The 25,620-nt window shown below is 50.0% G+C and carries 17 protein-coding genes; 11 read left to right on the top strand and 6 right to left on the bottom strand.

Going from position 1 to position 25,620, the window contains the following annotated elements:
• Positions 1-87 precede the first annotated feature (87 nt).
• The 8 genes from AB6B37_RS08790 to AB6B37_RS08755 all read left to right on the top strand — a co-directional run bounded on the left by AB6B37_RS08790 (position 88) and on the right by AB6B37_RS08755 (position 9,236).
• Positions 88-873: an SDR family oxidoreductase gene (locus AB6B37_RS08790; RefSeq protein WP_371395390.1), complete on the top strand. Its 786-nt coding sequence runs from the start codon at positions 88-90 to the stop codon at positions 871-873.
• 2 nt (positions 874-875) lie between these two features.
• The gene (locus tag AB6B37_RS08785; protein WP_371395389.1) at positions 876-1,634 is read left to right on the top strand and encodes a glucose 1-dehydrogenase; all 759 of its coding nucleotides are present in this window, start codon (positions 876-878) and stop codon (positions 1,632-1,634) included.
• Positions 1,634-2,698 (top strand): phosphotransferase family protein, encoded by a 1,065-nt coding sequence (locus AB6B37_RS08780; protein ID WP_371395388.1) that lies wholly within the window; start codon positions 1,634-1,636, stop codon positions 2,696-2,698. Before AB6B37_RS08785 ends, AB6B37_RS08780 begins: the two co-directional genes overlap by 1 nt.
• A 32-nt stretch (positions 2,699-2,730) precedes the next feature.
• Positions 2,731-3,897, top strand: a complete 1,167-nt coding sequence (locus AB6B37_RS08775) for an acyl-CoA dehydrogenase family protein (RefSeq protein ID WP_371395387.1) — start codon at positions 2,731-2,733, stop codon at positions 3,895-3,897.
• A gap of 3 nt (positions 3,898-3,900) precedes the next feature.
• Positions 3,901-5,022, top strand: coding sequence for an acyl-CoA dehydrogenase family protein (locus tag AB6B37_RS08770; protein WP_371395386.1), 1,122 nt, complete (start codon positions 3,901-3,903; stop codon positions 5,020-5,022).
• Between the two features lie 7 nt (positions 5,023-5,029).
• On the top strand, positions 5,030-6,289 hold the full coding sequence (locus AB6B37_RS08765; protein ID WP_371398439.1) for an acyl-CoA dehydrogenase family protein: 1,260 nt from the start codon (positions 5,030-5,032) through the stop codon (positions 6,287-6,289).
• A gap of 120 nt (positions 6,290-6,409) precedes the next feature.
• Positions 6,410-8,680, top strand: a complete 2,271-nt coding sequence (locus AB6B37_RS08760) for a fused MFS/spermidine synthase (protein ID WP_371395384.1) — start codon at positions 6,410-6,412, stop codon at positions 8,678-8,680.
• Between the two features lie 70 nt (positions 8,681-8,750).
• Positions 8,751-9,236: a YajQ family cyclic di-GMP-binding protein gene (locus AB6B37_RS08755; RefSeq protein WP_371395383.1), complete on the top strand. Its 486-nt coding sequence runs from the start codon at positions 8,751-8,753 to the stop codon at positions 9,234-9,236.
• Between the two features lie 20 nt (positions 9,237-9,256).
• Here the strand turns inward: AB6B37_RS08755 and AB6B37_RS08750 are convergent, their stop codons facing one another.
• The 4 genes from AB6B37_RS08750 to AB6B37_RS08735 all read right to left on the bottom strand — a co-directional run bounded on the left by AB6B37_RS08750 (position 9,257) and on the right by AB6B37_RS08735 (position 16,041).
• Positions 9,257-9,910, bottom strand: a complete 654-nt coding sequence (locus AB6B37_RS08750) for a hypothetical protein (protein WP_371395382.1) — start codon at positions 9,908-9,910, stop codon at positions 9,257-9,259.
• A gap of 15 nt (positions 9,911-9,925) precedes the next feature.
• Positions 9,926-11,650, bottom strand: coding sequence for an amidohydrolase (locus tag AB6B37_RS08745; RefSeq protein ID WP_371395381.1), 1,725 nt, complete (start codon positions 11,648-11,650; stop codon positions 9,926-9,928).
• A gap of 84 nt (positions 11,651-11,734) precedes the next feature.
• On the bottom strand, positions 11,735-13,795 hold the full coding sequence (locus AB6B37_RS08740) for an ATP-binding protein (protein WP_371395380.1): 2,061 nt from the start codon (positions 13,793-13,795) through the stop codon (positions 11,735-11,737).
• Positions 13,796-13,830: 35 nt separating this feature from the next.
• Positions 13,831-16,041 (bottom strand): ATP-binding protein, encoded by a 2,211-nt coding sequence (locus AB6B37_RS08735; RefSeq protein ID WP_371395379.1) that lies wholly within the window; start codon positions 16,039-16,041, stop codon positions 13,831-13,833.
• Between the two features lie 194 nt (positions 16,042-16,235).
• Here AB6B37_RS08735 and AB6B37_RS08730 point away from each other — a divergent pair, with 194 nt between their 5' ends.
• Together AB6B37_RS08730 and AB6B37_RS08725 are read left to right on the top strand one after the other, a co-directional pair.
• Complete coding sequence (locus tag AB6B37_RS08730; protein ID WP_371395378.1) at positions 16,236-17,831, top strand: MFS transporter; 1,596 nt, start codon at positions 16,236-16,238, stop codon at positions 17,829-17,831.
• A 17-nt stretch (positions 17,832-17,848) separates the two neighbouring features.
• Positions 17,849-18,859, top strand: coding sequence for a LacI family DNA-binding transcriptional regulator (locus tag AB6B37_RS08725; RefSeq protein WP_371395377.1), 1,011 nt, complete (start codon positions 17,849-17,851; stop codon positions 18,857-18,859).
• Between the two features lie 5 nt (positions 18,860-18,864).
• Here AB6B37_RS08725 and AB6B37_RS08720 read toward each other — a convergent pair whose 3' ends face one another.
• Both AB6B37_RS08720 and AB6B37_RS08715 read right to left on the bottom strand, forming a co-directional pair.
• On the bottom strand, positions 18,865-20,454 hold the full coding sequence (locus AB6B37_RS08720) for an alpha-amylase family glycosyl hydrolase (protein WP_371398438.1): 1,590 nt from the start codon (positions 20,452-20,454) through the stop codon (positions 18,865-18,867).
• Between the two features lie 74 nt (positions 20,455-20,528).
• A complete protein-coding gene (locus tag AB6B37_RS08715) occupies positions 20,529-22,400 on the bottom strand; it encodes an alpha-amylase family glycosyl hydrolase (protein ID WP_371398437.1) in 1,872 nt (623 codons plus the stop codon).
• A 464-nt stretch (positions 22,401-22,864) separates the two neighbouring features.
• On the opposite strand from AB6B37_RS08715, the gene AB6B37_RS08710 reads away from it, so the two are divergent.
• Positions 22,865-25,606 (top strand): TonB-dependent receptor, encoded by a 2,742-nt coding sequence (locus AB6B37_RS08710; RefSeq protein ID WP_371395376.1) that lies wholly within the window; start codon positions 22,865-22,867, stop codon positions 25,604-25,606.
• Positions 25,607-25,620: the final 14 nt, after the last annotated feature.

Raw genomic sequence — 25,620 nt, 5'->3', positions numbered from 1 at the left:
CGGATAAGATGAAAATATGCAACTAATTGCATATTGACCATTGCCCAGCGCGGCGCTGCCCTGTAAATATCATGACAGGGAGACAGCATGTTCAACAATCAAAGCGTAGCAATCACTGGGGCGAGCGGCGGCATTGGCCGCGCAATCGCTGAAATGTTTATCGCGCAGGGTGCGAAGGTCGCAATTTGTGATTTGAAAGCGCCCGATGCGACCGCAGCCGAGATTGGCGCGCTGAGTGTGGCATGCGACGTGACGGATGAGGGCCAAGTTCAAAACTTTATTGACATGGCAGAGGCGGCCAATGGCCCCATTGATGTCTTTGTATCAAATGCGGGTGTTGGTTTTGGTGACGGCGAACATGCAGGCGGGGCCAGCAATGAGGCTTGGGAGCTAAGTTGGCAGGTCAATGTCATGGCGTCTGTCTATGCGTCTCGCGCGCTTTTGCCGAAATGGGTCGAGCGCGGCTCTGGACGCTTCGTGATTACAGCATCAGCAGCAGGGCTTCTCAACCAAATCGGTAGTGCGTCCTATAGCGCAACGAAACATGCCGCCGTTGGCTTGGCCGAAACTATGGCTATTACTCATAAGGAACACGGCATTTCGGTGCATTGCATCTGCCCGCAATATGTCAAAACCGATATGACCAAAGGTTTTGCCATGGCCGAGAACAGCAAAGACGGATTGCTGGAACCGTCAGATGTCGCGGACGCTTTGCTAGCGGCGGCGCAGAATGATGAGTTTCTTGTGTTGTCTCATCCCGTTGTGGGTGAGTATTTCAAGCACAAAGGCATGGATTATCAGCGCTATATCAACGGTATGGCAAAGCTAAAATCAAAAATGGGCAATGATACATTGCCGCAAAAGGAGACATAGTCATGGCACGATTTGATTTAACAGGAAAAGTGGCCCTTGTGGCTGGGGCCAGCCGCGGTATTGGCGAAGCGATTGCGCACGGCCTTGCGCAGCACGGCGCGACCGTTATCTGCACAAGCCGCAAGGTCGCGGATTGCGGCAAAGTTGCTGACGCGATTGTAGCGGCAGGCGGCAAAGCCGAAGCCATGACGCTGCATTTGGGCGAGCTTGAACATCACGACGAAGTGCTGGACGCGATTATGAAAAAACACGGTCGCTTGGACATTCTGATTAATAACGGCGCGACCAATCCGTATTTCGGACCAGCCCATGAAACACCAGAATCTGCCTATGACAAGACGATGGATGTAAACCTAAAGGGGCCGTTCTATCTGACCGCGAAATCTGTGCCGCATATGCTAAGAAACGGCGGCGGCTCTGTGGTCAATGTGGCCTCAATTGATGGTATTCAGCCGGGTCAAATGCGCGTCGTTTACGGTATGACCAAAGCGGCGTTGATTAATATGACCAAAGGGTTTGCCAAAGAATATGGCAACAAAGGCATTCGCGTGAACGCGTTGCTGCCTGGCTTTACGGATACAAAACTCGCGGCTGGCCTAAAGGATATGCCAGGTATGGATAAGTATATGCAATCGAACCTCGCGATTTCGCGCATGGCCCAACCCGAAGAAATGGTCGGCGCTGTATTGTATATGGTCAGTGACGAAGCCAGCTACTTTACTGGCCAAGGCATGGTCGTCGACGGCGGTGCAGTCATTTAATGGCGTCTGAGAATAAAACGGTTGAGGTGCGCAAGGGTGAGGAGTTAGACCTCGCCGCCATTGATGCTGTCTTGAAAGATGCAATTCCAGGGCTGTCAGGCACGGCGCGTGTGACCCAATACCCAAGCGGCGCGTCGAACTTGACTTATGCTGTGGATTATCCAGAGAGGCGACTAGTACTGCGGCGTCCACCTTTTGGCACACGGCCAAAATCAGGTCATGACATGCACCGTGAATACCGCATCATGAACGCGCTAAAAGGGTCGTTTCCCGTTCCTAATACGCTTTACTATACAGATGATGAAAGCATCATTGGTGCAGAATTTTACGTTATGGACCGTACAGAGGGCCATTTAATCCACAATGATATTCCCGCTGATTGGGGGTGGGGCGAGGCAGAGACACGGCAGCTTTGCGAGACGTTCTTTGGCGACCTCGTCAAGCTTCACCAGATTGACTATGCCGCACTTGGGCTGTCTGATTTTGGCCGTCCCGAAGGCTATGTTGCCCGGCAAATCGGCGGATGGAATAAGCGCTTTGAAAAAGCCTGGACCGATGATGTTGATAAATTTGAAGACGTGCGCGATTGGCTCGATGCCAACCAACCAAGCGTGGAAAACGGTGCTGCTATTTTGCACGGTGATTACCGCATCGATAATTGCATTTTAAACCTTGATGATCCGCGCAAAATTGACGCCGTTCTGGATTGGGAAATTTCCGCGTTGGGTGACCCCTTGATGGATTTGGGCAACACGCTTGCCTATTGGATAGAGGAAGATGACCCGCAGTTTATGCATATGATGGTGCGCCAACCGTCCAAAGCCAAAGGCATGATGACGCGCCAAGAAATCCTTGATTTTTATGCCGTCCGTACAGGCCAAGACGTCTCCAACTTCCAATTTTACTATGTCTACGGCATTTGGCGCTTAGCCGTGATTATCCAGCAGATTTACTACCGTTATTACCATGGTCAAACTGACAATCCGCGCTTTAAACCCTACGGTCAAATGACGACCGCACTGGGTCAATTGGCGCGTATGAAAATCAATACCGGACAATTATAGTCCCCATAAATTAATGCACACAGGAGCCAAAGATGAGTGATCTTGAGACTTTTAAAATGGACGTCCGCGCGTGGCTGGAAGAAAACTGTCCCGCCGAGATGCGCACACCCATTCAAAGTGAAGCCGATATTTGCTGGGGTGGCCGTAACGCCGAATTTAGCAGCCCTGCGCAAAAGCTCTGGATGGAGCGTATGGGCGCAAAGGGCTGGACTGTCCCTACGTGGCCGAAAGAATACGGCGGGGGCGGCCTGTCTAAAGCGGAGGCCAAAGTTCTTGCGCGCGAGATGAAACGCATAGACGCGCGTAGCCCGCTATCGTCTTTTGGCATTTGGATGCTTGGGCCAGCGCTTTTGCATTTCGGATCCGAAGAACAGAAAAAAGAATATCTCCCGCCGATTGCGCGCGGTGAAATTCGGTGGTGTCAGGGTTATTCTGAGCCAGCGGCTGGGTCTGATCTGGCGGCATTGGCGACCAAAGCCGAAGACAAAGGCGATCACTTCCTCGTCAATGGTCAAAAGGTCTGGACGTCTTATGCCGACAAAGCCGATTGGATTTTCTGTCTGGTGCGCACAGACTTTACGGCCAAAAAACACGAAGGCATCAGCTTTGTTCTCTTTGACATGGAAACGCCGGGTGTTGAAGCGCGTCCGATTAAGCTAATTTCTGGCAAGTCACCGTTTTGCGAAACCTTCTTTGAAGACGTTAAAGTCCCCAAGGAAAACCTTGTTGGTGAGTTGAACAAAGGCTGGACGATTGCAAAATATCTACTGACGCATGAGCGTGAAATGATTGGCGGACAAGGCCAAGAGGTAGCACGTCCGATGCACGAGGTTGCAGCAGGCATGATTGGTCTTGATAATGGTCGTCTGGCGGACCCTGTGCTGCGCGGTAAAATTATCGAAGCGGAAATTGACGAATGGGCCTTTAATCAAACGCTTGCCCGCAAACTCGGCGAAGCCAAAGCGGGCGCGAGCCTTGGTGCTGATAGTTCTATGCTGAAATATTACGGCACAGAGCTGAACAAACGCCGTTATGAGCTTATGATGGACGCCGCCGGTCATGACGGTCTTGAATGGGACGGCGAGAGCGGCTTGGCGCGCAGTTGGTTGCGCACCAAAGGCAACTCGATTGAAGGCGGCACATCCGAAGTGCAGCTGAACATCATATCTAAGCACATCCTACAGCTTCCGGGGGCCTAGACCATGGCATTGGTTTTAAATGAAGACGAGCAAATGCTCCGTGATACGGCCGAAGGCTTTATGGCCGACAAAGCGCCTGTTAAAGCGCTACGCACATTGCGTGACACGAAAGATACGGACGGTATAGACCGCGCGCTTTGGGCCGAGATGTCCGAGATGGGCTTTGCGGGTGTGTTGATTGACGAAGAGCACGGCGGCGTTGCTATGGGTCATATGGCGGCGGGTTTAATCGCGGAACAAATGGGCCGCAATTTGACGGCGTCACCGTTTCTATCAACAGCCGTTTTGGCCGCAACAGCCTTGTCCAAGGCGGGGTCTGCGGCACAGAAATCAGAGTGGCTGCCTAAAATTGCCTCAGGCGAAACCCTCATGACACTGGCTGTGGATGAAGGGCGTAAGCATAACCCCAAGAATATAGACATGCGCGCAGAACGCTCGGGCAACGGCTTTAAATTATCGGGGTCAAAAGCCATGGTCGTTGATGGTCATATCGCAGATCATATCATTGTTGCGGCCAATACGGGCGAGGGCGTGACGCTCTTTCTGGTGGACGCCAAAACAAAGGGCCTAACGACCAACCGTACGGATATGATTGACAGCCGTAACGCGGCCCGTCTTGAATTTGATAATGTCGAGGTCAATTCTGATGCCGTCATTGGAGAAGTTGACGGCGGCATGGACGCACTCAATGCGGCGCTGAACGCTGGCCGTGCCATTGTCGGCGCGGAGCTAGTCGGGGCAAGTCATCAAGCCTTTCACGATACTGTCGGCTATATCAGAGAGCGCAAACAATTTGGTGTTGAAGTTGGTCGTTTCCAAGCGCTGCAACATCGCGCGTCCCATCTTTACTCTGAAATAGAGCTCGCGCGCTCCGCTATGTTGGCAGCTTTAACAGCGCTTGACGGGGACGCCCCTGATGCGGCAATGGCGGTGGCTATGGCGAAAGCCAAAATCGGCTCTGTCGCAAAACTTGCGTCTCAAGAAGGCGTGCAAATGCACGGCGGTGTGGGCATGACTGATGAATATGACATTGGACTTTACATGAAACGTATTCGCGTCTTGCAAGAGCTATTTGGCGACGCGGCCTATCATATGGAACAAATAGCACAAGCCAGAGGATTTTAAGATGAGCATGGACTTAGGAATATCAGATCGCGTTCGCCCTTTGCGCGACGCTGTGCGTCAAATGGTGCGCGAAGAGATTATGCCGCTGGATGTGGAATATCACCACGAGGTCGGCAAACATCCCGACGGACGCTTTGCTTTTACAGATCGTCAAAATGAAATCCGTGAAGGGTTGAAAGCTAAAGCGCGCGAGCGTGGCCTATGGAACTTCTGGCTAACGGATAGTGAGCGTGGCTACGGTCTTTCGACCGTGGAATATGCTTATCTGGCCGAAGAAATGGGTTGGTGCACACTCGCTGCCGAGGTGTTTAATTGCTCCGCCCCCGATACAGGGAATATGGAAGTTCTAGAGCGTTACGGCGCGCAAGAACACAAAGACGAATGGCTTGGTGATTTACTTGAGGGTAAAATTCGCTCTGCCTTTTTGATGACAGAACCTGATGTGGCGTCATCTGATGCCACCAACCTTGAATTTAGCGCGGTCAAGGACGGCGACGAATGGGTCTTTAACGGCGAGAAATATTGGTCATCGGGTGCGGGCGATCCGCGCTGCGCCGTTTACATCCTAATGGCGCGTACAGCGCCGCGTGACGGTGACGTACCGCGCCATAGCCAACACTCTATGTTTGCTATTCCGGCGAACCTGCCTGGCGTGACAGTTCTGCGTGCTATGGAAGTGTTTGGCAATGACGACGCGCCACATGGTCATATGCATATCCGATTTGAAAACGTCCGCGTGCCTGCCAGCGCCTTGCTGCTGGGTGAAGGTCGTGGTTTTGAAGTGTCCCAAGGGCGTCTTGGGCCGGGCCGTATTCATCACTGTATGCGCAGCGTTGGCCAAGCCGAGCGCGCGCTGGAATTAATGTGTAAGCGGTCTGTCAGCCGTACAGCCTTTGGTCGTCCGCTGGCCAAGCTGGGTGCGAATTACGATATAATCGCCGAATGCCGCATTAAGATTGAGCAATCGCGTCTGTTGTGTCTGAAAGCGGCCTGGATGATGGATGACTGCATAGCCAAAGGCGGAGACCTTCGCCCAGCGCAGCCGTGGATTTCACAGATTAAAGTCGCTGCCCCCAATATGGCCCTGCACGTCATTGACGAAGCCATGCAAATGCACGGGGGTGTGGGTGTGTCCCAAGATACGCCTCTGGCCGCCATGTATGCGGGCATGCGTACGCTGCGTTTTGCGGACGGCCCCGATGCGGTTCACCGTATGCAAGTAGCGCGCAAGGAACTGCGCGGCTACACCAACCAATCGGTAAAATAGAGCTGAATTATAAAACTCACCAAAGGCTGCTTCGGCAGCCTTTTTCTTTGCGCCAAAGCCTGACTGTTTAACCCAATATTTAGCCCGTTTTGATAAGGCTGTTCAAAATTGGGAGTGGATATGGTGGATTTAGCAACATCAAGGGCTGGCAATAAGCGCAGCTCAATAGCTTTGGTTAGCGTCTTCACGCTGTCAATTTTCCTAAGCGCGACGTTGTTATTTTCCGTCCAACCGTTATTTGCTAAACTTGTCTTGCCGCTGTTGGGCGGGTCTTCCAGTGTTTGGAATACGGCGATGGTGTTTTTCCAAGGCACGCTGCTATTGGGGTATATTTATGCTCATCTGATTTCTAAATATTTAGACCTGCGGTTACAAATTATCACGCATGTTGGCGTTTTGGCGGTGGGGTTGTTGTTCTTACCCCTCGCGATTGCCTCTGGCTGGACGCCGGGTGAGGGCGGCGCGCATAGCCTTTGGCTCATCGGATTATTCGCTGTTTCCGTTGGTTTGCCCTTCTTTGCAATCTCAGCCAATGCCCCGTTATTGCAGCGTTGGTTCAGCCGTACTGACCATAAAGATGCTGACGATCCTTATTTCTTATATGCCGCCAGTAATGCGGGCAGCTTGCTATCGCTATGTCTTTATCCCGTGGTATTTGAACCGATGATGCGCTTGCGCACGCAGACTGATGTTTGGGCGCAAGGCTACGCTATACTTATGGCGGTGATTGTTATGGCAGGTGTTTTTGCAGTGCTTAACCGTAAAGCAGAGGTTGCCCCGGTTCAAACAGCGACAAAAGTTGCGGCCCAAGCCATTAGCAATAAGCAACGCCTTTTCTGGATATTCCTTGCCTTTATTCCGTCTAGCCTGATGCTCGGCGTGACCTCGCATATGGCCAATAATATTGCCTCTGCGCCGTTCCTTTGGATTATACCGCTGGCGCTTTTCTTGCTGACGTTTGTAATTGTCTTTGCCAAGTCACCGATTGTCACGCCCGCTAAATTATCAAAGCTTTTCCCTTGGGTTATTCTTGTGGCGTTGATTGCCGGCTTTGTGTTGAAGCTCTTTGTACTGCTCTCTATTGCGCTTAGCCTGGTTTGTTATTTCATTATCGCGCTTTACTGTCATGGCCGTCTCGCCGAAGCCCGTCCAGAAGCCGCACGTTTGACAGAGTTCTACATTTGGATGTCCGTTGGCGGTGTCCTTGGCGGCGTATTTAATGCGTTATTGGCCCCTGTAATTTTCCCGAATGTTTATGAATATCTGCTGGTCTTAATCTTGGCTCAATTCGCTGTGAAATCCAAAAATCCGCAGTCTTCAGAGGTGATCAAAGCCAAAGCGCTGACACTTGCGAAGTTTGCTGTGCCAGCGGCTATCATATTTGCGGTTTTGAATGCTTTTAATGTGGATATGCGGCTTAATGCGGTTCTGTCGGGTGGGCTGGCGCTATTTGGGCTGAACCGTATGCGCGGGCAGGGCAAAACGTTCTTCATCGACTTTGCAATATTAATTGCGCTTGTCGCTATCTTGCCGCGCTTTTACCACGCGCCTATCCTCACGGATCGGTCGTTCTTTGGTGTCATGCATGTCAAAGAAGTACCCAGCGAATTTGGCACCGTTCATAGCTTCGTCCACGGCGACACGGTTCATAATTACCAGTTCAGAGACCCTGAATTGCGCAAAATTCCGCTCGCCTATTACGCGCCTGGCAATACCTTTGATATGGCGGTACAGGCGGCACGGGTCAAAACACCTGACTTGACGATTGCTATGGTCGGGCTCGGCGCGGGGGCTATGGCGTGTTACGAAAAACCTGGCGATAGCTGGACCTATTACGAGATTGATCCCGCCATTGTCGACATGGCCAAAAACCCGAAATATTTCAGCTTTATGTCTGATTGTTCTTATGAGAATGACGTGCGTATTGGCGACGCCCGCATGACACTAGAGGCGCTTGCGCCGATGTCCCAAGACATGATTGTCATTGATGCTTTCTCCTCTGATACCATCCCCACACACCTTCTAACGCGCGAGGCTATGGACCTTTATATCTCTCGGCTGAAACCCGATGGAGTTATCTTTTTCCATACCTCTAACCGCGTGATGGATGTGGCCTCTGTAGTTGTGCGTCTTGCCGACGATGCAGGGTTTGAGAGCCGCTATATCAGCCGTCGTAATTTTGACGGAAAGCTCTATGCAGAATTTCAAATGCCAAGCACGGGTGTCATCATGGGGCCAAAGGACCGTATTGAAGCGGCCACTGCGGGCATTAGCGATTGGAAAGCCTTCCAGCCTAGCCCAAGTGTTAAGGTCTGGTCGGATGATTATTCATCCATCATTGGCGCGCTTAAATCCTTCGCTTTTGATGAGTATAAAATCAGCAATCCATAAAAAACGGCTCGACTATTGCGCCAGCGATAATAAACTGTGACGCTAATGAGCGTATTTACAGGAGAGCCTTATGCCGTCATTTGATGTGGTATCGGAAGTTGATTTGGCAGAAGTTGATAATGCCGTGCAGAATGTCGCGCGTGAAATTTCTGTGCGTTATGATTTTAAAAATTCAAAATCAAGCTTGGAACACAAAGACGGTGTGCTGACTGTCTTTGCGGATGATGATTTGAAACTAAAGCAGATGCACGAAATTATCCGGGGTCAATTACATAAGCGCGGCATTGAACCCGGGATGCTGGACGAACAAACAGTAGAGCCTGCCGCAGGTATGTCAGTACGCCAAAAGATTGTTATCAAACAAGGTTTGGAAAAAGAGCTCGCCAAGAAAATCGTCAAAGATATCAAAAGCGCAAAAATGAAAGTTCAAGTCGCCATTCAGGGCGAAGAGTTACGCGTAACGGGTAAAAAACGTGATGACCTACAAGGCGCAATTCAGTTCATCAAAGATCTTGGTCTTGATCAGCCTGTGCAGTTTAAGAATTTCCGGGATTAAATATTGTCCCACTTGCTGATTTAATTAGCACTTACACCCGGCTTGGGATCGAGTGCTTTTTTATATGAAAAAGCTAAAATATCACCTGGCTGCGGGTTTAGATTTAAAAACGATGACGGCGCGGTTGCGACCCATTTATAAGCCGCGAGTTCTGCGCTATCGCTACTTTCCGCGCCAATACAGTTTTTCCAAATAACTTGTTCAATTTGCCTTATAGACTCGCCCAAGGTGAGTTCGAGGTCGCATTGAACAAAGCCGGGGGTTTCATCTTGGTCAATATCAAGTGACGTGTCGCTATTGGCGGCGTTGAACCCAATAGGTTTCAGACTTGTTCGGGCGGGGGGCCCAAAATCAAAGCTAGCGGGCAAAAGAATATCATGCGGGACGGGGTTAGGCGTCAATCTTGCCGTTGCAGGCAACCCTTTAGTGTTCAAGGGTGGCGGTGGTATGACGGGATTAAGAAGTTCATCGAGATGATTTTTTTGTAACTCAATGACATCGATTAACGCGACGCTGTCAATGTCTTCGTCTAGTGCAGAATCCAGTGTTGTTATTGTCTCAGTGTTTTGAACTTTGAAATCAGGTGATAAAAGAACCAATATTCCAACGAAAAGCACATATGTAGCAACCACGGCAGCAATCATGGGCAATACAATGCGTTTCACGATAGCCACAACGTGCCCCAGCCCCTATTGCGCGCTAAAGACGACTTTGCCGTTGACCACAGTCATAACGGGATTTGCGCTCAGCACATCGGGGCCAGAGGCCGTCATGATATCGCGGTCAAATACAGTGAAATCCGCGCGTTTTCCAACTGTGATGGACCCTGTTAAGTCCTCTTCAAAGGCGGCATAGGCAGGCCAGAGCGTAAACATTTTTAGCGCTTCTTCCGCTGTCACGCGTTCATTTAAGTACCACGCGTCATTGGAATAGCCCTCTAGATCTGTGCGTTGTGTGGCTGCGAAAAACTCAATACGCGGATCACCGACTTCGACGGGGGCGTCTGACCCGCCCGCGATGATAACGCCGCTATCAATCAGTGAGCGCCAAGCATAGCCCCCCGCCAGACGATCCTTGCCAAGGCGGTCAACCGCAAAATGCAAATCACCAATCGCATGGCTGGGCTGCATAGACGGGATGACGCCAAGGGCTTTGAACTTTGGAATGTCGCTACGGTCTAGGATTTGGCTATGTTCAATCCGCCAGCGTGGCTGCGCGACCTTGCGGTTGTTTTCTGGCACGGCCTTCATGGCGTCTTCATACCACCCCAGAACAAGGCTGTTAGCACGGTCGCCAATGGCATGTGTGTTGACTTGAATGCCGTTCACAAGAGCAGTTTCAAGCAACGGCATAATCCGTTGACGCGTAATTAAGAGTAGGCCGTCATTGGTCGGGTCATCAGAATAGGGAAGCTGCAAGGCAGCCCCACGAGAGCCGAGCGCTCCGTCACCGTAAAGCTTTATCGCGCGGGTGGTAATCAAGTCGCTATCAAAGCGCGAGGAACGCCCGACCTCGTCCATTTTCATGCCGTCCAGCACATCAATCGAGTTATAGACCCGGATCCCAATTTTGCCCTCAGAGGCAAGCCGCTCCAAAAGCGGGGCATCTTCGGGGTCAACCGACATAGAATGGATATTGGCCCAACCACGACTGGCGTATAACTCTGCACCCTTAATATAGGCGGCCTCTTTACGTTCTGGGGTCAGGCTTGCGACTAAGCGCATGACAAGGCGGTCTGCTTTGTCAATTAACATGCCTGTGGGTTGCCCGTCGTCACCTTTTAGGATGTCACCGCCAAAAGGGGCGTCTGTATCGGGACCAACGCCAGCGGCGATTAGGGCGGCTGAATTAGCGACAACAGCATGACCGTCGGCGCGTTCTAATATCACGGGATTATCGGGGGCGACGGCATCCAGGTCATAGCGGTTTGGAAAACGCTTTTCTGGCCAATGGGTTTCAATCCAACCGCGGCCATATATGGTCTCTCCCGTGGGCGTCGCATCAACTTCGGTCTTTAGGCGCTCTTGTAATTCCGTGACGCTTTTCACGCCTTCCATATTCAGCGTCATTTCGCGCAAACCAATGCCGAGAAGGTGACCATGCGCGTCGGTAAAGCCTGGATACATCGCCGCCCCGTCAAGGGATACAGTCTGAGCGCTGCTACCGCCATGTGTCGCGCACCAATCACCCGTATTGGCCCCGACATAGGTAATTTCACCGTCCTTAACGGCTACGGCGTCTGCGCGTGGATTGTTATCATCAGCGGTATAAATATCACCGCCCGATATACACCAGCTCAGCGCATTCATGGCCGCAGCGTCGGCAGGTGCGCTCGTTTCCGTTGAGCAGGCGCTCAGCGCAAGGAGGCTCGCCCCTGTAATAAGACCCAGTAATTTTTGCGGTAAATGCGACATGTTCTGCTCCCGTAGCCAATTGACCTCATGATAAACATCATACTGTATTTTACTAGGGGCAAAGCGTGTGAAGCAGATTAAGCGCTATGCAGCGTGTGATGCTTCCTTGCCGTGATTATTGTTCTTGGCTTTAACTGCTGGTAAAACGCTATCAATCGCTTCTAGGACGTCGTTAAGCTTCACTGGCTTTGCCAATGCGTCATCCATTCCAATGTTCAGACATAGCTTTTTTTGCTGATATTGCGGGTCAGCGGTAAGGGCGATAATCTGCACATCTTTCCAGGGTTTTTCACAGCTTCGAATGGCGATGGTTGCCTCAATACCGTCCATGACAGGCATGTGGATATCCATTAAGACGATATCGACATCTGTTGTTGCCAAAACATCCAGTGCTTCACGGCCATTGTTGGCGGTATAAATATCACTAACCAGCGAGCTTAATAAGGAGCTTATGACCATGTGGTTGGTGGCGTTGTCATCAACGACCAATATACGAAGTGCAGAATATTCCGACGGTTCAGGCTTGGCTCGTTCCAGCATTTGATCGACAAGGCCGTTTGATTGCGCATTAGATCCTGCAGCCGCTATATCGCTTGAGGCTGCGTCCTCTGTCACGGCCTCTTCGATTGGGAAGGAGAGGGCGAAAATAGAGCCATTGCCTATTTGGGATTTAACAGAAATCGAACCACCCATCAGTTCGATAATTTGTTTGGTGATATTCATACCAAGGCCTGTGCCGCCAAAACGGCTGCTGATTGACTTATCACCTTGCGCATAGGCTTCAAATATATTGGCCTGCTGTTCCGTGGTCATGCCAATGCCCGTATCACGAACGGCGAGGATAAGGCGGCGCGGATGACCAGCTTTTTGTATCGTTGTCAAAATGACATCAATCTGCCCTTTAGGCGTAAATTTGACCGCATTTGACAAAAGGTTATTGACGCATTGCTCATACCGAAATCTGTCAAAGGTGATTTGTTCGGGGACATCGGGTTTGATGATACAGCGAATAAAGCCACCATTTTTCAAAGCCTGTTGTTCCCATAAGCTACAAACATCGCGCACAACCTTTGCGGGGCTTGCTGGCGTTGGATTAAGTGTGAAATTCTCTGACCCCAGTTTGGTGTGATCCAGCGTTTCATCGAGTATTTTTAATATATTTGTGGCGGATGTCTGGATAAGTTCAAGCTTAGGCGTAATCGCCGGGTCTGCGTGATGATGGATAAGCGCGTCCGCAATGCCAATCACACCGTTCATGGGGGTTCTAATTTCATGGCTCATGCGGGCGAGGAAATTGTTTTTAGATTTTAAGGTCTCTTCAGCGTCCGATTTTGCCTGCCTTAGGCTGTCTTGTTGCCGTAAATTATCAGTCACGTCATAGAAGAAACACGCGATCCCTGTTTTTGTGTCCTTCTCTGATACTAACGGGCGTAAATGAAACCGCATCCAGCGCACACCCATGCGATACGTTGAAATCCGCATTGTGCCTTCTTGGGTGAGCCCTTCTGAACACGCCGATTTCCAAAGTTGCTTCGCGCGCGGAAGGTCATCAGCATGAAACAGCGGCCAAATGCCTGCAGCCTCAATTGTTTGTAGCTCTCGAGATGTTAAAATCGAACGCAGGTAGTCACTGTGGATATCAACCGTGCTATCATCTTTTTCTAAAACCCAATAACCCGCCGCGCCAATATTCATCGCCATATCAAGAATATCATTCCGGCGCTTTTGCTTAGAGCAATCAAAGGCAGATAAAATAAGGGATCCATCTTTATTTCGCACGGCCCGAACCCGCAGGACTTTTCCAGATGGCATTGTTAGGTAACTCTGATGCCGTTTCTCATTTTCAGCTTGAATATTTGCCAAGAGGTCACTTGCGAGGTCAATGAAATCTGATGGATTTCCAGGTCCAAAATCACCACGTTCGGCCATGTATGAAATTGCATCATAGACTTTAATGCTATCGTTTAATAGCGACGCGGGAAATTCCATCATGTCAATTGCCAGTTGATTGTAATAGGAAATAGACAGGTCAGCTTCGATTATAATCAGCGCGGAATCCATCAAGCGCTCAAACCCAGCAACAAGGTTAGGATTAATGCTGGGTGAAGCTACGTCATAGATGGCGTCTTGCTCTTGAATGTCCATATTAACCCCTTTTTGCCCCAGTGGTTATCAGTCGCTTATGCTACAGCCTGACGTTTTTGTTTGCGTTCATCCAGAACCCGCGCCATGGCCTCTAACAGTTCCTTGCGGCGAACAGGTTTGGCGATTGTGTCATTCATACCAATATTACGACAAATGCGTTTTTGCTGATAATCGGGATCAGCGGTCAAGGCGACAATCACGATATCGGCCCACGTTTCACCGCTATTTCTAATTTCAAGCGTGGTTTCTATGCCGTCTTTAACGGGCATATGGATATCCATTAAAATCACATCAAAATTCTGGCGCTGCAGAATTTTCAAGGCTTCATCACCGTGAAACGCAAAGGTGACAGACCGCACGTGACCCGCCAAAAGCTTGCCAACAACTTTTTGATTAATCGGATTGTCTTCTACGACCAGAACATCAAAACCTGAATATTCCGTAGGGTCTATAGCAACTTTCTTCGTGATAGTTGGCTTGGCCGCTTCAAGACTATTTCGTTCAATGGCTATGGGGGAGGGGCGTTTTGATACAGGCGGCGTGACTACCGCTGCATTCGCCGTGGCAGGCGCAGCCGAGGGCAGTGGAGATGATACAGCTTTGGCCGTTTCTACCTTTGCGGGTACGTTATCTGCCGCATCAGCCGTTGGTAATGGCGTGAGTACATCCGCAGCCTTATGACTTGTGTCCGAGAGATCAACAGGCAGGGTCATCAATATTGTCGTACCTTTGCCAAGCTCACTTTGAATGCGAATATTCCCTTCCATCGCATCGACAATTTGGCTTGTTATTGCCATGCCAAGGCCAGATCCACCAAAGCGTCGACTGATTGTTTCGTCCGCTTGTGCAAAGGGCTTGAAGACGTTTTGCGCGGCTTTCTCGCTCATGCCGATGCCTGTGTCTTTGACGGCAAGTACTAAGTTAGATGCTCCATTAGGGCGCCGCACCGTCGCTAAGACGATATCGATTTGTCCGCTATCTGTAAACTTCACAGCATTAGACAATAAGTTGGTAAGGCATTGACGCAACCGCGTTGGGTCCGTTTTTATGATATCTGGCACACCGTCTGCTATGCGAAGTTTTAGATTTATACCTTTGTCTTTACACGCTTTTTTAAACAAAGCGGCCGTTGATTTCACAATGGCTTTGGGGTCGTTTTCATAAATATCTAATACGAGTTTCGTCGATGACAGCCGTGCATGCTCCAACGTCTGGCTAAGCACCCGGTCTAGGTTTTGGGCTGCATCTGCAATGTAATTGGCTGTTTCGCGTGCCTCTGCACTCTCGACTTCATCAAGCAAAGCGTCGGTCATGCCGACAATCGCGTTAAGCGGCGTTTTAATTTCATGGCTCATGCGGGCCAAAAACTCTGTCTTCACGCGGGATAGTTCCTGTGCGTCTTTCAACTCTTGCTGGTTGTTCACATCGGCGGTGACGTTGTTGATAAATGCAACAAAACGCATGGGCGTTTGGCCGTCATCACAATATTGAAACTCCCCAATGACGCGGATCCACATCGTTCCTTTTTTCTCGGTATGTATCCGAAATTGTCCATCCATACGGCTATGATTGGAACGACATTCCAAAAACATCATAGACGCCCGCTCTAAATCATCTTTATGCACCACAGCCAGAAGGCCGTTCATCCGAATTTGTTCTAACTCGTTATCTGATAATGTATCCGAGATGTAATCGCTAAAATCAGATTTTTGGGTCAAGTAGTTATAGGCCCAATATCCGCTCGTGCCCAAGGTCAGGCCGTGTTTTAACATTACGTCACGCTCTGTCATATCGGTAACATCGCTCACATAGGTAATTAAATGACCCGTTGTTGTGAACTTGCTACGAAATTGCAAAATGCGACCATCGTCCATTTTTTCTGTGCGTATGCGCGTCTTGTTCTCGCGTTTTTGTATTTGCTCATTTGTCAGAGCATAAACCTTCTCAACAACATCAGGGGAAGGGAGCGTTTTGGGGTCTGCTTTGCGCGTTATAAAATTTAGGACATCACGGTGATTGGTTAAATCTTGGGCGTCGCTGTCTGATATGCCTAACATCGCCATATAGGTCGGAGACATTTTCAAGACTGAATTGTTAGAGTCAAAGACGGCGTAGCCAAGTGTATCGCTACTATCTAATGCGTGCATGAGAACGTCATTCACGCCTAATGATTGCGCGTTAGTATCAGTTGCATCAGGTGTATCGCCCTTCTTGAGTAAAGAAGACACGTGTTTTGTTAAATTCATTGGTTTTCCCGTGTTCAAACCGCCCACGTTCATAATGTTACAGAAAAAGGCGAATAGGGCGTTAACGCCGCAATGTTTGACGGGGGAGAGGCGTGAAACTTTTGTTTTCATCTCGACAAGGCGCAGCGATTATGTAAAAAAATGAAAAAATTACATAATTTTGCAGCATCAATCATTTGCGCAAAGGGGACATCATGGAAACTTCATCGCAATCAAAGGCTGCTGACGGCTCTAAACGCGCAATGAACACAAAGCCTCTTTTGGGCTTTTTTCAAATCTGGAATATGGCCTTTGGCTTTTTTGGCCTGCAAATCGGGTTTGGTTTGCAAAACGCCAATGCCAGTCGCGTGTTTCAAAGCCTGGGCGCTAATGTTGATGAGCTTGCGCTGTTTTGGCTCGCGGGGCCTGTCACAGGCCTGATTATGCAGCCCATTGTGGGCTATATGTCGGATAAGACATGGGGGCGTTTTGGTCGTCGCCGTCCATATTTCTTTATCGGTGCCTTGCTTGCCTCTATCGCCCTTATGTTTATGCCGCATTCGCCGGCCCTTTGGATTGCTGTGGGTTCGCTTTGGGTGCTGGACGCCTCGCTCAATATTTCGATGGAGCCATTTCGGGCTTTTGTAGGCGATAAATTATCGACGGCCCAGCGCACATTTGGCTATGCCATGCAGGGGCTGATGATTGGTGCAGGGGGCTGGCTGGCCTCTAAACTGCCTAGCTTTTTAACGAGCGCAGGCGCGTCAAATCAGGCCGATATTGGGTCTGTTCCCGAATCCGTGACTTATGCCTTCATGATAGGGGCGGTCATCTTATTCGCCTCCGTCATGTGGACGATTTTTACAACGAAGGAATATTCCCCGCAAGAGCTCGCCGATTTTGAAGCGGCCGATACATCAGAACTTGCCATTATGCGTCAAGCCGAACGACCCGTGCCGCCAGCCGCATTTTTCAAACGCTGGGGTGTTATTATTACACTTATCGGGGCTGCTCTCACGGCGTGTGTGTTTATCTTCAATACTGAAAAACAATTTATCGTATTCTCTAGTGGCGTGACGCTAACAGGGCTTATGTTTTTGTGGCACGGCGCGCTTTGTAATGCGCCGCAAATGCTGGCGACAGTTCTTGATGACTTGGTTACCATGCCGCTGATTATGAAACGCTTGGCGCTGGTGCAATTTGCCACTTGGTTCGCCTTTTTTATAATGTGGGTCTACTCTGATCCCGCTTTTGCAGCTCATCACTTTGGTACGAGCGACGCGGCATCTAAAGCTTACGGCGCGGCCAGCTTTGCCAAAAACGATATGTTCGCGGTTTATAACCTCGTCCCGATTGGTTTTAGCCTGATGATACCGTTTATCGTGCGCGCCATTGGTCTGAAGACGACCTATGCGGCGGCGCTGACTTTGGGCGGGCTTGGCTTGATTGCGATTTATGTTTTGCCCATGGGTCAGTTCTTGGGTGATGGTATCAGTTTTGGATGGTTCACAGCGTTTCAGACGAAATTCTTTCTATCCGCAATCGGCATCGGTATCGCTTGGACCTGTGTTCTAACGCTGCCATACGCTATTTTGGCGGACGCTCTACCTGCTGAAAAAATGGGGACTTACATGGGGATATTCAATTTCTTTATTGTGCTGCCTCAGCTTGTTGTTGGCACGGTCATGGGGCCCGTCATTGCGACATTCTTTGGCGGCAATGCAGTTTATGCCATTGTCTTGGCGGGTATTGTGATGATCATCGGTGCTGCACTTCTGTTGCTGTTCGTGCCCTATAAGAAACCTGCGTAACCAAGGCGGCTGATATTATGGCGAAGAAAATAAGGCTTGAAGATCTGGCGAAATTGGCAGGTGTATCCATCGCGACTGTTTCCCGCGCGCTAAACGATAGCCCGGCTGTCAATGAGCAAACCAAACGAGAAATCTGGAAGCTTGCGCGGGATAATGGCTATAACTTGCGCCCCACAATGCCACTATCGCTTGACCGTGCAGAGGCCACGATTAGCATCATCATACCCCCGCCCCAAGGGCGTGAGGGCTGGTTGCTTGACCCGTTTTTCCAAGAATTGATTGGGGCTGTCGGTGAAGCGGCGCGGGAGCGTAAATGCGATCTTTTAATCTCTCACGCATCACCTCAAAACTATGATGATTTGTCGCGGATGCTGGAACATAACCAATCTGAAGGCGTCATTATTTTGGGGCAAAGCTTCCTCCATGACCGCTTAAACCGCCTTGTCGGCCATCCAACGCGTTTTGTTGTCTGGGGCGGTGACTTGCCGGGGCAGCGCTACTGTTCTGTTGGCACAGATAATGTACGCGGCGGACGACGGGCTACCGCGCATTTGGCGCGATTAGGGCGTAAACGTATCGCCTTTTTTGGAGATACCGAAGCGCCAGAAATTGGGCAGCGCTACGATGGTTACCGCGCAGCTTTAGAGCAGGCTGGGCTTGACTTCGACCCGGGACTTGTCTCGCCCGCGCATTTTAAGATAGAGAGTGCAGAGGCCGCTGTTGATGCCATGGTCACGAGCCAAAAGCCCTTTGACGCCATTTTTGCAAGCAGCGATATGATTGCGTTGGGGGCCATTCGGGCCTTGGAACGCCATAATATTTCTGTGCCAAAGGATGTGTCGATTGTCGGCTATGATGATGTACAACTCGCGCGGTATAATCGCCCGGCTTTAACAACGATGCGCCAAGATTTAGCCAAGGCGGGCAGCTTAATGGTCGCAAAACTGCTTAATGCCACAAACCCACAAGACATGGTGTCAGAGCGCCTGCCAACAGAGCTTATTGTGCGCGAATCTTGCGGTAGCTAAGCCGCTTACAGGGCGGTACTGATAAACCCGCTATAGGCTGGCAGCATACCGTTCACTATAGGCTCTCCCACAGCTATGGCGGCAGCTTTGTCGTAGCCAGCGGGCAGGGCAAGTGGCGCGTTCGTTAGGTTAAAGACGCACCGCCGTATTTCAGTGCCGTCTGTTCTTTCAACGCACAGTAATTCAGGCGTGTCTTCATTAAAGCTAATATCGCCGTAGCGTAAAGCGGCGCTACCATTACGCAACGCAATCATACGGCGGTAAAAATTCAGCACAGAATTGTCGTCATTGTTCTGCGCGGTCACTGACAGGCTGATATGACGATCATCCACGGGAAGCCATGGTTTCTCAGTTGAAAACCCTGCGCATAAGTTAGCTTGGTTCCAGGGCATGGGCGTGCGCGCGCCGTCGCGACCCAATGTTTCTGGCCAGTTCGTAATGGCCTCTGGGTCTTGTAGATCTTCGAACGGTACATGGGCTTGCGGCAGGCCAAGCTCTTCACCTTGATAGACGAAAATATTGCCGCGGAACGATGCCAATACCATGCATAGCAGTTTTGCGTAGCGGGCCTCATCACATGTGCCGCGCCAACGGGTCACGGCGCGCGGGGCGTCGTGGTTAGAAAAGGCCCAACTTGGCCAGCCCTCATGGGGCTCTCCCGGCCATTCTGCTAATGTCGTGCGGATAAGGTCGGCGCTAAGGTCTGCCGCATAAAGAAAATCAAAGGCATAAGCAGAGTTCAGACGTTTATCACCATCGGTGAAGGCTTTCATTTCCGCCATAGGGAAGGGGCCGCCAACCTCGGCAACGGTAAAGCGTCCAGGGTAGTGATCAATAACCGCGCGAATACGTTCCAAAAAGGCGGGAATATCGGGATGCGACATGGAATTGACATGGCGCTGAAAATCAAAGGGCCGTGTTGGCGGGCGTTTAAACACGGTCTCTACAGGGTTATCTTTTAACTCTGGATCGTGCATGCCGAAGTTCAGCGCATCAAGACGAAAGCCGTCAACGCCGCGGTCCAGCCAGAATTTTGTCACATCTAAGATGGCGTTTTGAACATCAGGGTTATGCAAGTTTAAATCAGGCTGCTCGACCAGAAAGTTGTGCAGATAATATTGACCGCGCCGTGCGTCCCATTGCCATGCGCCCATACCGAACACCGATTGCCAATTATTGGGCGGTGTTCCGTCGGGATTGGCGTCGGCCCACACATACCAATCAGCTTTGGAATTAGTCCGGTTTTGGCGGCTCTGTTCAAACCAAACATGCTGGTCAGAGCTATGAGAGTATATCTGATCAATAATCACTTTTAGGCCCAAATCATGGGCTTTTTTGATAAGATCATCAAAGTCGGATAACGTCCCAAAGATAGGGTCAACATCACAAAAGTCGGCGATATCATAACCAAAATCCGCCATGGGTGATGTAAAGAAAGGCGACAACCAAATACCGTCCACGCCAAGTGAGGCAATATGGGTTAAGTGGTTGATTGCACCGCGTAAATCACCAATACCGTCGCCATTGCTGTCCTTGAAACTGCGCGGATATATTTGATATATCGTCGCGCCTTTCCACCACGGCATCGCGGCCATGGCATCATGATGTGGGCTGTCATGCTCTGCGGAGAAAATGTCTGTATCCATTACGTCTTCGGTCATAGTTTTGACTACCGTGGATAACGCGTTGACGGCGTTGATGAGCGACAAACGCTAAGGCCAAAAGCTGGAATTTCCAGTGTAATGTTACCCGTCGTATTCATTGGCGCACAGCCCCCCAATAGGGCTGTCATGTCAGATGACCCCGCGTCAATCGTAACGTTTACAACGCGGTCTGTGTTGCCTGTGTTGGCGACAACTAAATATTCATGCCCTGTATTGGGGTCAAAGCGAGAAAAGGCGAAAACACCAGCATCTGGCATTGCGTCAGTGCGCTTTTCCGTCAGGCGGCTGACCATCTCGCCATGGGCAAAGGCGGGGTGAGCGTGGCGTATTGCGGCCGTGTCTGCGATATAGCGGTAAAGCGGGTGATCAGTATCAAAATTACTGTCAGCCGTGGTGGCGTCTGTACCAATAAGGTCGTTATCATTATAAATCGCGACTTGGCTAGGAAACAACGTTTCACGGGCTTCTTGGTCATTGCCGTCTGAAACAAAGCCTTGTTCGTCACCTGAATAAATCACTGGCACACCGCGCATGAACATCATCAGGCCATGGGCAAGTTTTGTGCGCGCCAGCAATTCTGATTGGCCCATATCGGGGTTTTCTGCCTTCACCATGCCTGAAAAACGCCCCATGTCATGATTGCCAAGGAATGTTGGTTGTGTGCGGCCCATTTTTGTTGCTTCGCCGTAAAGCGAGTCAGCGGCCAAAAAGCGGTCAAAGCGGTCCGTGCCGTCTTTTCCGCTCAGCACGTCAAATACGGCTGCTTGGAACCCAAAATCTAAGACTTGGTCGAAGCCGTCAACGCGGGTGAAACGGGCCAGCGCAGCGGGGTCCGGGTCGTAAACTTCGCCGAACATATAGAAATTCGGGATGCCTTCGCTCGCCGCGTGCTCTTTCATCGCGGGGAGGAATTGTTTCCAAAAATTGGGATTTACATGACGGGTCGTATCAATACGAAAGCCGTCCATTTTATAATCAGTAATCCAGCCTTTGAAGATATCAATCATGCCATCCACGACGACGGGATGCTCTGTAAATAAATCATCAAGCCCTGCAAAATCACCATAGAGCGAGTTCTCTCCCTCAAATGTTGTCTCGCCGCGGTTGTGATAATATTGGATATCATTGAGCCATGCGGGAGTTTTCACGTTTTCCTCACCCGCTGGAATATAGGGTGTATAAGCGTAATTGGGGTTGGTTAGCGCCGCAAAGTTGTCAGCCGTTTGGTGATGATCTTCATCGCCCATAAAACCGGCGTTGATGGCGGCTCCATCAACACCGCCGCGTGTTGTGTAAGGGTAATCAGCAAGGCTGCGATAGGGGCACCCACCTGTGACTTTATCGGGGCCAGAATAATCGGGATCATAACATTCACGGTAAGAAATAACGTCAGCGGTGTGGTTTGTGATAATATCCAAATAGACCTTCATACCGCGCGCATGGGATTGCTCGACGAAAGTCTTTAGCTCTGCATTGGTGCCAAGATGCGGGTCAACAGAGGTAAAATCCGTAATCCAATAGCCGTGATAGCCTGCGCTTTCTTGGCCGGGGGCACCTTGGACGGGTTTGTTTTTGTAAATCGGGCCAAGCCAAATGGCGGTCGCACCCATACCTTTGATATAATCAAGACGAGAGGTGAGGCCAGCGAGGTCGCCGCCATTGTAAAACCCCTTATGGGTTGGATCAAAGCCGTGGTCATATTTATCACCTGCGAATCCGCCCGTATCATTTGATAGATCACCATTTTCAAATCGATCGGGCAGCATGAAGTAGACAACGTCTTCTTCAGGTGGACGCGTGATATGATTGCTATTCAGTCCTGCGACGGATGCAGTTGCCCCTGCTTTTGCCGTAGTTTCGGTCTTTAGGGCCGCCATTGGGTCTGCCTTTAGGTCTGTCTGGGCATTTGTTTGTGCCTGACATCCGCCCAAGAAGAGGCACAGGGCCGTGCCCGACATAAATAAAGCCGTTGAGACAGTGCGGCTAACGCGATTGTGCAAAATATGGGTCATAATATGTATCTCTCTTCACCAATTCTCATTGCCATAGCCGCGTTTTTACGCAATTGAAAGTCCAATGTAAAAATTTACATAACTTTTTTGCAGATATTTCAGATGTTCTCCACGAAAAAAAAATTGAAATATATAGTAAAATCAATGATATAGCTGGCCATGCGTTGCATTAGAGCAACAGTTTTTCATAATTTTGTAAGAAAACACGAAAACAATTTGCAAAATTTATGCAAATTTGTGTAAACATATTGTAATAAAAGAATCTCGAGTTGCGTTTTGCGCTGTCATCGGGGAACGACGCAACCAAGTCGTCATTGAAGGGAAAACAAATGACAAAGACACATTCAATCAAACGCGCCTACTTCGCCAGTGCTGCTGGCATTGCCTTAACACTTGCCTTGGGCACGTCGGCAATCGCGCAAGACGTAGAGCAGCTAGAAGACGAAGTTGTTGCGACGGGCATCCGTCAATCCATCGCGGACAGCTTGCGCGTAAAGCGTGAGTCGTCCTCCATCGTTGAAGCCATTACAGCAGAAGACATTGGTAAGCTTCCTGATGTGTCTATCGCCGATAGCTTGGCGCGCCTTCCGGGTGTGACGGCGCAACGTGTCCGTGGCCGCGCGCAGACAATTTCTATTCGTGGTCTTGGCCCTGATTTCTCTATTGCGCTTCTGAATGGTCGTGAACAAGTTTCTGCGGGTAACAATCGGGGTATTGAATTTGACCAATTCCCATCAGAGCTTATCGCGCAAGGTATTGTTTACAAAACACCAGACGCGAAATTGGCGACAACAGGTGTCGCGGGTGCGGTTGACCTTAAGACTGTGCGTCCTTTGGATTATAATGAGCGTAAATTAACGGCGTCTGCCAAATACGTCATTAACGACAATGATGTGTCTAACCCTGATTTCGGGTCTGATGGTTACCGTTTGTTCGGTTCTTATATTGATCAAAATGTCGACGGTACAATCGGTTGGTCTGTTGGGGTTACGCATCAGTCAAACCCAACACAAATCCTGTCTCGTGAGCTAAAATCTGGCCCGGGTCAGACTCAGCAACTTGCTGACGGTACGTATTATGCAGCCGATAACCCGCGTTCGGGCGTTGTATCGCGCGACTTTAAACGCACATCCGTTGCTGGTGCTTTGCAATTTGAGCCAACAGATCGTTTCAGCGCAACATTTGACGGTTATTATTCTGATTTTGCCGATGAAGGTATCTTCCGCGGTGTGGAAACACCCCTTGCGTCATGGTCTGGCAACCAGCTCGTTAGCTCAACCGGATCTGGTAGCTTCGTCGATAGTGCGACTTATGCTCCCGCGGGCGCGATTGTTCGCACAGATACAGAGGGTAACTCAGCCGAGATTTACTCATTGGGTGCAAATTTCAATTTTGAAGTTTCTGATAAAATCAACCTGACCCTTGATGCGGCAACATCAAATTTGAAGAAATCAGACATCGATTATGAAAGCTACGCCGGTACAGGTCGCGGCGTCTTTGGTTCGTCCAATCCGAACGAGGCGGGTACATTGGTACTAACAACGCCTGAAAATGGTGAATACAGCTTTGATAGCTCTATTGATTATTCTAACCCGTCTAACGTTCTTCTGACTGACCCTGGGGGATGGGGCCAAGTTGGCTTTATCAAAGAGCCTAAGATCAAGGACGAGTTAAACCAACTCCGCTTTGAAGCAGAATATGAGCTTGGTAAGAGCGGTATTGAAGCGGTGGCCGCAGGTATCCTTTACACGGACCGTGAAAAAGACTTCAATTCTAATGAGAACTTTGTGCGTCCAGGTGCTGGCTTTGTGAACGGCTCGTCATCAATTTCAGATGTTCTTGGGTCAACGGATTCAGGCAACCTTGGTCTTGACGTTGTGGCCTATGACCCAAGCGCATTGATCGAAAACGGCACCTACTTCCTTGACCCAGCAGCCGACGTGCTTTGGAATGTCCAAGAAGAAATCCTGACCTATTACGCTATGGCAACCATCGACTCCGAAGGTCCAATTCCCGTGCGAGGTAATTTTGGTTTCCAATATGTCGACGTCACGCAATCATCGTCTGCGGGTGCGCTTTTCATTGAAGATTCATATGGCGATTTCTTGCCGAGCTTGAACCTAAGCTTTGAAGTGAAAGACGACACATTCTTACGCTTTGGTGCCGCACAATCAGTGACGCGTCCGCGTATGGACCAGCTTCGTACGAATGATGCGCCAGGTCTAAACACTGTGCTCTGTCCAGATGCGGATGCTGACGGTATTCCTGACACCTATATTGGTGAAGAAGTTCCGCAAGTGAACCAAACCTGTGTGAGTATCTTTGGCGGTAACCCGCTACTTCGCCCTTATAAATCAACAGGGCTAGACGTTGCGGTCGAGAAGTATTTCTCTGATGCGGGTGCAATATCGCTGGCCTTTTTCACGAAAACTGTTCGCGACTATATCCAAGACTCGTCTGAAATTGTTGACGCTGGGAATGTAGTTAGCGCGCTTTACGGTGACGGATTTGTCAACGCAAACCCAGGGGTTCAATTTGTCAGCGTTGGCGGCCCGCTTAACGTTGAAGAAGCGACACTCAAAGGTATGGAAGCGTCTATTCGCCTCCCGCTGAGCGACATCTTTGATGCGCCGTTCTTTGAAGGCTTTGGACTGAACGCGGCCTATACTTACACAGATAATAATCTTGAGTTTGAAGGGCGCGATATTGCCATTCCTGGATATTCCAAGAACACATTCAGTGGTGATATTTATTATGAAAACCACGGATGGCGTGCGCGCTTGAACTCGCGTTACCGGTCTGGTTTCCGCTCCGAAGTGCAACAATTTGACGGTGGCCTCATCGGTGCTGACGCTCTGGATGAGTTTATCGTTGATGCACAAATCGGTTATGAGTGGGAAGACGGCCCCTTGGCTGGCGTATCAGTGAATGTCGAAGCGTCAAACTTGACAGACGAACCTTTCCGCACAGAAAATGATCTGGACGGTAACGGTCCTGGAACGGACACGTTCATCAGCCGCCGTGAAGATTACGGCCGGACGTATAACTTTACGATTTCAAAGACGTTCTAAAGATATCCTTGCAA

The sequence above is a fragment of the Fretibacter rubidus genome (assembly GCF_041429785.1).
Taxonomy (GTDB): domain Bacteria; phylum Pseudomonadota; class Alphaproteobacteria; order Caulobacterales; family Maricaulaceae; genus Fretibacter; species Fretibacter rubidus.
This window is presented reverse-complemented; position numbering and strand designations above follow the sequence as displayed.

Excerpts from the sequence above, each read along its gene's own strand:
- AB6B37_RS08725 (WP_371395377.1), top strand. The coding sequence starts at position 17,849 with ATGGCGAAGAAAATAAGGCTTGAAGATCTGGCGAAATTGGCAGGTGTA.
- AB6B37_RS08740 (WP_371395380.1), bottom strand. The coding sequence starts at position 13,795 with ATGGACATTCAAGAGCAAGACGCCATCTATGACGTAGCTTCACCCAGC.
- AB6B37_RS08715 (WP_371398437.1), bottom strand. The coding sequence starts at position 22,400 with ATGGCGGCCCTAAAGACCGAAACTACGGCAAAAGCAGGGGCAACTGCA.
- AB6B37_RS08735 (WP_371395379.1), bottom strand. The coding sequence starts at position 16,041 with ATGAATTTAACAAAACACGTGTCTTCTTTACTCAAGAAGGGCGATACA.
- AB6B37_RS08770 (WP_371395386.1), top strand. The coding sequence starts at position 3,901 with ATGGCATTGGTTTTAAATGAAGACGAGCAAATGCTCCGTGATACGGCC.
- AB6B37_RS08755 (WP_371395383.1), top strand. The coding sequence starts at position 8,751 with ATGCCGTCATTTGATGTGGTATCGGAAGTTGATTTGGCAGAAGTTGAT.
- AB6B37_RS08745 (WP_371395381.1), bottom strand. The coding sequence starts at position 11,650 with ATGTCGCATTTACCGCAAAAATTACTGGGTCTTATTACAGGGGCGAGC.
- AB6B37_RS08780 (WP_371395388.1), top strand. The coding sequence starts at position 1,634 with ATGGCGTCTGAGAATAAAACGGTTGAGGTGCGCAAGGGTGAGGAGTTA.
- AB6B37_RS08710 (WP_371395376.1), top strand. The coding sequence starts at position 22,865 with ATGACAAAGACACATTCAATCAAACGCGCCTACTTCGCCAGTGCTGCT.
- AB6B37_RS08730 (WP_371395378.1), top strand. The coding sequence starts at position 16,236 with ATGGAAACTTCATCGCAATCAAAGGCTGCTGACGGCTCTAAACGCGCA.
- AB6B37_RS08765 (WP_371398439.1), top strand. The coding sequence starts at position 5,030 with ATGGACTTAGGAATATCAGATCGCGTTCGCCCTTTGCGCGACGCTGTG.
- AB6B37_RS08790 (WP_371395390.1), top strand. The coding sequence starts at position 88 with ATGTTCAACAATCAAAGCGTAGCAATCACTGGGGCGAGCGGCGGCATT.
- AB6B37_RS08760 (WP_371395384.1), top strand. The coding sequence starts at position 6,410 with ATGGTGGATTTAGCAACATCAAGGGCTGGCAATAAGCGCAGCTCAATA.
- AB6B37_RS08720 (WP_371398438.1), bottom strand. The coding sequence starts at position 20,454 with ATGGCCGCGATGCCGTGGTGGAAAGGCGCGACGATATATCAAATATAT.
- AB6B37_RS08785 (WP_371395389.1), top strand. The coding sequence starts at position 876 with ATGGCACGATTTGATTTAACAGGAAAAGTGGCCCTTGTGGCTGGGGCC.
- AB6B37_RS08775 (WP_371395387.1), top strand. The coding sequence starts at position 2,731 with ATGAGTGATCTTGAGACTTTTAAAATGGACGTCCGCGCGTGGCTGGAA.